The sequence below is a fragment of the Candidatus Methylomirabilota bacterium genome (assembly GCA_028870115.1).
Lineage (GTDB): Bacteria > Methylomirabilota > Methylomirabilia > Methylomirabilales > Methylomirabilaceae > Methylomirabilis.
Genome location: JAGWQH010000113.1, coordinates 1 through 6,071 on the forward strand (window position 1 = coordinate 1; position 6,071 = coordinate 6,071).

Annotated in this window: 7 protein-coding genes; all 7 read left to right on the forward strand. The window is 56.2% G+C overall.

Going from position 1 to position 6,071, the window contains the following annotated elements; translation table 11 throughout:
* Positions 1-92: 92 nt before the first annotated feature.
* The 7 genes from KGL31_13900 (at position 93) to KGL31_13930 (ending at position 5,733) form a co-directional block, all read left to right on the forward strand.
* Positions 93-440, forward strand: a complete 348-nt coding sequence (locus KGL31_13900) for a hypothetical protein (GenBank protein ID MDE2322975.1) — start codon at positions 93-95, stop codon at positions 438-440.
* A gap of 424 nt (positions 441-864) precedes the next feature.
* Positions 865-1,197 carry a nucleotidyltransferase domain-containing protein gene (locus KGL31_13905; GenBank protein MDE2322976.1) on the forward strand — a complete coding sequence of 111 codons (333 nt, stop codon included), beginning with the start codon at positions 865-867 and terminating at the stop codon, positions 1,195-1,197.
* A 424-nt stretch (positions 1,198-1,621) separates the two neighbouring features.
* Positions 1,622-2,362, forward strand: a complete 741-nt coding sequence (locus tag KGL31_13910) for a TIGR04255 family protein (GenBank protein MDE2322977.1) — start codon at positions 1,622-1,624, stop codon at positions 2,360-2,362.
* Positions 2,363-2,884 (forward strand): hypothetical protein, encoded by a 522-nt coding sequence (locus tag KGL31_13915; protein ID MDE2322978.1) that lies wholly within the window; start codon positions 2,363-2,365, stop codon positions 2,882-2,884. It abuts the gene before it with no gap.
* Complete coding sequence (locus tag KGL31_13920; GenBank protein ID MDE2322979.1) at positions 2,881-3,258, forward strand: hypothetical protein; 378 nt, start codon at positions 2,881-2,883, stop codon at positions 3,256-3,258. The genes KGL31_13915 and KGL31_13920 overlap by 4 nt, the downstream gene beginning before the upstream one ends.
* Before the next feature lie 382 nt (positions 3,259-3,640).
* Positions 3,641-5,257, forward strand: a complete 1,617-nt coding sequence (locus tag KGL31_13925; GenBank protein ID MDE2322980.1) for a thiamine pyrophosphate-binding protein — start codon at positions 3,641-3,643, stop codon at positions 5,255-5,257.
* 62 nt (positions 5,258-5,319) lie between these two features.
* The gene (locus tag KGL31_13930; GenBank protein ID MDE2322981.1) at positions 5,320-5,733 is read left to right on the forward strand and encodes a CBS domain-containing protein; all 414 of its coding nucleotides are present in this window, start codon (positions 5,320-5,322) and stop codon (positions 5,731-5,733) included.
* Positions 5,734-6,071 lie beyond the last annotated feature (338 nt).

A 6,071-nucleotide genomic window follows, 5' to 3' on the forward strand; every position in this document is an offset into this window, starting at 1 on the left:
GGGATTTCGCGCGCTGCCCGTACTCCGACAGGCCATGCAGCATGAACTCGGTGCACAGGCACGACTGACCGAACAGCAGGTGGCGTGATCTCATGACCGGGAGCTGGCTTCGCATAGTTCAACTAATTTTGGGATTGACTCTTGAGACATGGGGACGAACGGTTTTCCTGCGGCGTGAAGCAAGCCTCGAAGCCAGAGGATGGGCGCTGGAGATTCTTCGCATCATCCAGTCTCTCAACGTTCGAGAATTCACGCTTCAGAGGATGTATGACTTCGAGACACAACTGAAGCAGCGATTCCCCCGCAACAATTTCATTCGCGCTAAGATTCGGCAGCAATTACAGGTCCTCAGAGATGCCGGCCTCATTGTGTTTAGTGGTCGAGGCCGCTACACGGTCAATTTTGGTGATTCATTCGAACGATCATACGAGCGATCGTAGTATCCCAATATGCAGGGTATGAGCTGGGATCTCCGTCATGGTTAGTAACGCAGCACACCCCCTGATCAAACAACAGTATGAAGGCGCCTTTTACAAAACAGAGTTACAACGAGCGAGCCGCATTGCGGCGAGCGCCGATAAACGATCAAAGTTTACTGAGCTCCTCGTAACTACGTGTTCCTTTCAGGCGTGATTACGGATAAGATCGATCGACTAGCCCCCAGGATCATGATGCATAGCCGACCAAGGAAGTTAGATAATAAACCCCTCGGGTGGAAAGCGTTAGGCCGGTTCGCTATGGTTCCTTGGTGCGGGAAGGTGAGTCTCCTTCTTGGACGTGGCAGCTCAGCCGTTTCGCCGAGCCGTATGCTCAGATGAATCTGTTCTGGAACTACACGACGAAGCTTCTGGGGGTAGGGGTGTCATGAACGGAAATGCTTCTATCCGGGCCGTCATTCAGGAGATCGTCAGACGGCTTGTCGCCGAGTACGCTCCGCAGAAGATTATCCTCTTCGGCTCCTACGCCTATGGACAGCCAGATGAAGATAGCGATATTGACCTTTTGATCATCAAGGCGACGGAGGAGCGTTTTCCCGAGCGTCTAGACACGGTACGGCGTGCCGCCACTGGAGCGCACTGGCGCATCCCCTTCGAACCCATCGTTCTGACGCCCGAGGAGGTCGCGCAACGGCTAAAGGCCGGGGATCAGTTCGTGGCTGAGATCCTCCAAAAGGGTAAGGTGCTCCATGCCGCGTGAGGAGTCCCGTTATCCGGACGATTGGCTTCGCATTGCCGAGAAGGATCTTACCCGGACAGAGCGTTCGCTGGACGATGAAGATCCTGAGTTGGCAGGTTTTTGCCTTCAACAGCCGATCCAGGAGGCGATATTGAGGCACACCAGACCTTAAAGAAGCAGTAGAGTTGCACTGGAGCGTCTCGAAGAAGAATTATCTCGCCACCATGGGCGCAAGGGAGTATCGTTTGTCCCGTGAACATTATCGATAGCACAACTCGTCACGACGCTTCTACTACCAGCAATAAGTCCTTTGCGCTCAGAACGATCAGCAGCTGGAAATGAAGGCTACGTACCTGCGTGAAAAGCTTGGCATTGACAACACGCCAACTAAGTTCGTGACCATCCTCGGAAACCATATCGCAACATTGCTGGAGGTCAGGGTTCAATGAGCAGAAAATACAAACAACCCCCTATCATCGAGGCTGTCTGCGAGTTTCGCTTTGAATCCGGATCTCCCTGGGACCTGGCTGTCCCTGGTCTCCTGTACGAGAAATTGCGCGACAGTTTTCCGATACGGCGTCCGACCAAGGCATTTGAGGCCACGGTTGCAGCAGGAGCTGAGGGCATCCAGCAACATGTCCTGCAAAGAGATCAATCACGATTTCTACGGACTGACGAAAGAGCCCTTATCCAGATCGGTCCGCACTTATTGGCTATTAATCACCTAAAACCGTATCCCTCGTGGGCGGTATTCCGGTCGATGATTCGCAAGGCCCTTGACGCATATCGAGAGGTCGCCGACCCGAAAGGGTTTCAGCGAATTGGCCTCCGGTACATCAACCGATTTGACTTCTCTGACACCCGAGCGCAGTTGGAGCGTTTCTTTGAGTTCTATCCCTCCGTTGGCCAACAACTGCTGGACTACACTGACTTCATTATGGGTATACAGGTTCCTTTTGAGGATGGGAGGGACATCTTGCGTTTGCAGATGACCAGTGCTGTTCCAGACAAACCTGATTCCGTATCCGTTGTACTCGACCTGGACTACTTTCTCGGGCGACCGGGGAAGGTGACCTTTGGTGATGAGTTCCAATGGCTCGAGCAAGCGCATAGCCGTATCGAGGCTACATTTGAAGGCTGCTTGAAGGAGACTCTCCGGCAGCAATTCGAGGAGGTCACACAATAGATGGGCGTTCTTGCGGCAACCCCAGATCGCCCAGATCGCCAGGTAAAGCTCCCCTGGGACTGGGAGAAGATGCCCCGACAGGTAGAGCCGCTTAAATCAATCACCAAAGGACTCTGGTCAATCGTATCAAGCGCCGTTACCATGCCTCTGCGCCAGCGGTTGGAGGGTGGATCGACCGACATCCTTATCGCGCAAGAAGAAGCAATTGAGTTGCTGGCCAGGCTTTATGAATTCGGTGATTACATTGCTGTCACCACATTTTTGCGACAGAACCCACGTCTCATTGGCTTGCTTCTGGAAGCCCATGAACGCATCGGGAAGGACTTTCCAGATGCACCGGTTGCATTAGAGCTGGTGACTGACCCAGAGGTCATAGAGGATCGTGAATTATTCACTTTCATTCGTACAGTTCTTCCACCAGACGAAGCGCTGAGGCGGCTAGAAGCGTTCGACGAAGAATGGTGGCTTGAGGCCTCTGATCTTGCGGAAGAGAAACTTTGCATACACGTGGAGTTTCTATGAGCTTTGACTGGGTGGAATATCTTTTCCTGGCCCACCAATTAACGGGGCAAGCAGTAAATCCAACAGATCATGAGGCTCGACTGCGCACTGCAGTCAGTCGGGCTTATTACGCTGCTTTTTGCAAGAGTCGAAACCATCTTCGAGATAGAGAAGGAAGCCGAATTCCGCATGGGGTCGAAGCTCATCAACATGTTCGGGATGTCTTCAAAAGAAGTAATGATAGAGGTTGGAGACAAATCGGTCAGAATCTCGATCGTTTGCGGATTGACAGGAATAAGGTGGATTATGACGATTCTATCGCCGGACTAGATGCTATGACTTGCGCGGATCTTGTGCTGGCTGACAAAGTGATTGCTGCTCTTGGTAGGCTATAAAATTAAGGTGGATGAGATACGGTCGATCACAAGATCAAATCCGCCGTGTTGACCATTCACTTACCTTCTATCGTTTCTCTCCGGGCCATTCTTTACCCCCTTTAACCAATTCGGTGAGCCGCTTTCGCATATAGGCGTAGAGTGGGTCTTCTGGGCAGTAGTTGCGACCGCAGTTGTCTTTGTCGTCGCCATGGTCTTCGAGTGGGGGCTGGCGACATGCAAGTATCTTTTGCGGCGCATTACTGCCGAATGAAGTCTGCTCAACGGGAGCAAGAAGCCGCTTGGATCAAACTTCGAGGGGGATGACAATGGCATACGTCGTCCTGGAACAGTGTGCACATCCGTCTTGACCGTGTGGGCAGTCTTGGGCTAAAAGCTGACTATGGAGCTGTGCCGGTATCTGTTTAGACGATTTAAGGAAGCCGGGGTGCGGCATGTCTTCGGCTTGCCGGGCGATTTCTTTCTACCCTTCTTCCGAGCCTTGGAGGAGGAGCCGGGGATCGAGCCGGTGATCCTCACCCATGAGCCGGCCGTAGGGTACGCCGCAGACGCCTATGCGCGCGTCCAAGGTCTGGGCGTGGCTGCCGTGACCTTCGGCGCGGGCGCCCTCAACATGGTCAACGCAATCGCCCAGGCCTACGCCGAGCGATCGCCGGTGCTCGTCCTCTCCGGCGCGCCGGAGATCGCCCATCGAGACCCCGATGCCCTCTTGCATCACCGGGTCAAGACATTCGCCAGCCAACTCCGCGTCTACCGCGAGGTGACGGGCGCAGCGGCGGCCCTCGACGACCCGGCTCATGCCATCGCCGAGGTAGATCGGGTGATCGACAGCGTCCTTCGCACAAAGCGACCCGGCTATATTGAGATCCCGCGGGACATGATTCGGACGGATGTGCCCGTACCCGCCAGGCGTGTGCAGGAAGCCCGGCCTCGAGATGAGCGCGCCGCGAACGAGGCGCTGGCCGAGGTGCTCGCCCGTATCCGGGTAGCTGAACTGCCGGCCATCTATGCAGGCGCTGAGATCCGTCGCTTTCGACTCCACGACAAGCTGGTCGCGCTTGCCGAGAAGTATAGACTACCGGTGGCTACATCCCTGGACGGCAAGGCGGTCTTCCCGGAGCAGCATCCCCTCTTTGCGGGAAACTACCTTGGCGAAATCGGGTCGCTCAGGGCCCGCAAGGTGCTGGAGACGGCCGATTGCGTTTTGATGCTCGGCGCCCTCATGACCGATGTGAATACCGGCATGTATACGGCCCGATTTGATCGACGCAAGGTCATCTCGGCCGTCCATGAGGGCGTGACCGTCAGCTATCACCGATTCCCGGATGTGAGCCTGGAGGAGCTGATGGATGCGCTCCTCGCCCTACCGGAGCCGCCGAAGCGCACGGCGCCGCTTCCGCCGCCCCTGCCGCCTCAACCGACTCCCGCTGGGACGTTGACGCCTGACGTCATCATTGCCGTGCTCAATCGGGTGGCGGCCGGGCGCCAGGTCTTTTACACCGCCGATGTGGGTGATGCGCTCTTCGCGAGTGTGGAGTTGGAGACGGATATGTTTCTGGGGCCAGGCTACTACTCCAGCATGGGCTTCGCTGTGCCGGCCATCGTTGGCGCAGGATTAGCCGAACCGGGCCGGCGCCCCGTGGCACTGGTGGGCGATGGTGCCTTCCTCATGACCGGCCTGGACCTAGTCACATGCGTGCGCCTGGGGCTGCACGCCGTTGTCATCCTTTTCAACAATCAAAGTCATGGGATGCTAGCCGCGATGGATGGGCCGGCGCGCTCGTACGACCTGCCGACCCCCGACTACGTACGGCTTGCCGAGAGTTTGGGAGCCCGCGCCTACCGCGTTCGCACGGCCGAAGAGCTCGAGCGGACGCTGATGGAGGCGCTGGAGGATGTCGTAGCCACCATCCTGATCGATGCGATCATTCCCCCAGGTGTCTACTCGGCTCCGATGCAGCGCCTTGGCGCCGCCGTTCGTCGCCTGCGGGGCAGATAATTCCAGGGGAACCAACACGAGGAAGGTATCTATGAAAAGTACGTCAACGTAAAGGAGAAGCGATGCTGGTAAAGCGCTATATGCAAACTAAGGTAGTCATGGTCGGTCCAGAGGAACGGGCCAACGCGGCCCTGTACATGATGAAGAAGAAGGGTATTCGACATCTCCTCGTGATCGATGACGGCAAACTGCGGGGGATCGTCACCGATCGGGACTTTCGGCTTGTGAGGCCCTCCCCTGCCACGAGCCTGTCTATCTACGAGGTTCACTACCTCCTGGATAAATTGACAGTGAAGGAGATCATGACCAAGAAGGTGATCGCTGTCGCGCCGGAGACCCCGATTGCCGAGGCGGCGCGCCTGCTCCTCAACAGGAGGATCGGGGCGCTACCGGTTGTGAAGGATGAGAAGGTAGTTGGTATCATCACCGAGACGGACATGATCCGGGCCTTGATTGATCTGGAAGAGGCTTCGTAAAGGTAATTGGAGCGGGGGGTAAGCAGCAATTGCGTGGACCGACCAGTCTCGAACCATGCCTGAATGTGTCCATCTGCGGAGCTCACGATCGCCCATCAGGTGGAATCCATCACGTGACAGTTGTCAAGCCTCCTGTACCTGCGCCTCAGGGGCCCGACCCGCGGTGCGAAATGGTAGCCAAGTTGCCACGCCACTGTCAAGCGGGCCGGGTCCGCTGCAGGCGCTAGCCCATCTTCCGCAGTTTGAGAGTGAGACGCTAATAACGTCAAACAGTTACAGCCCTGATTCGGCCGTTTTCTGCACTACATTGTCAATGATCTTGGGCCGGTTGGGCAGCA

What these genes read in the sequence shown, in the direction of transcription:
- KGL31_13910 (MDE2322977.1), top strand. Translation starts at nt 1,622, where the DNA reads ATGAGCAGAAAATACAAACAACCCCCTATCATCGAGGCTGTCTGCGAG.
- KGL31_13905 (MDE2322976.1), top strand. Translation starts at nt 865, where the DNA reads ATGAACGGAAATGCTTCTATCCGGGCCGTCATTCAGGAGATCGTCAGA.
- KGL31_13925 (MDE2322980.1), top strand. Translation starts at nt 3,641, where the DNA reads ATGGAGCTGTGCCGGTATCTGTTTAGACGATTTAAGGAAGCCGGGGTG.
- KGL31_13920 (MDE2322979.1), top strand. Translation starts at nt 2,881, where the DNA reads ATGAGCTTTGACTGGGTGGAATATCTTTTCCTGGCCCACCAATTAACG.
- KGL31_13900 (MDE2322975.1), top strand. Translation starts at nt 93, where the DNA reads ATGACCGGGAGCTGGCTTCGCATAGTTCAACTAATTTTGGGATTGACT.
- KGL31_13915 (MDE2322978.1), top strand. Translation starts at nt 2,363, where the DNA reads ATGGGCGTTCTTGCGGCAACCCCAGATCGCCCAGATCGCCAGGTAAAG.
- KGL31_13930 (MDE2322981.1), top strand. Translation starts at nt 5,320, where the DNA reads ATGCTGGTAAAGCGCTATATGCAAACTAAGGTAGTCATGGTCGGTCCA.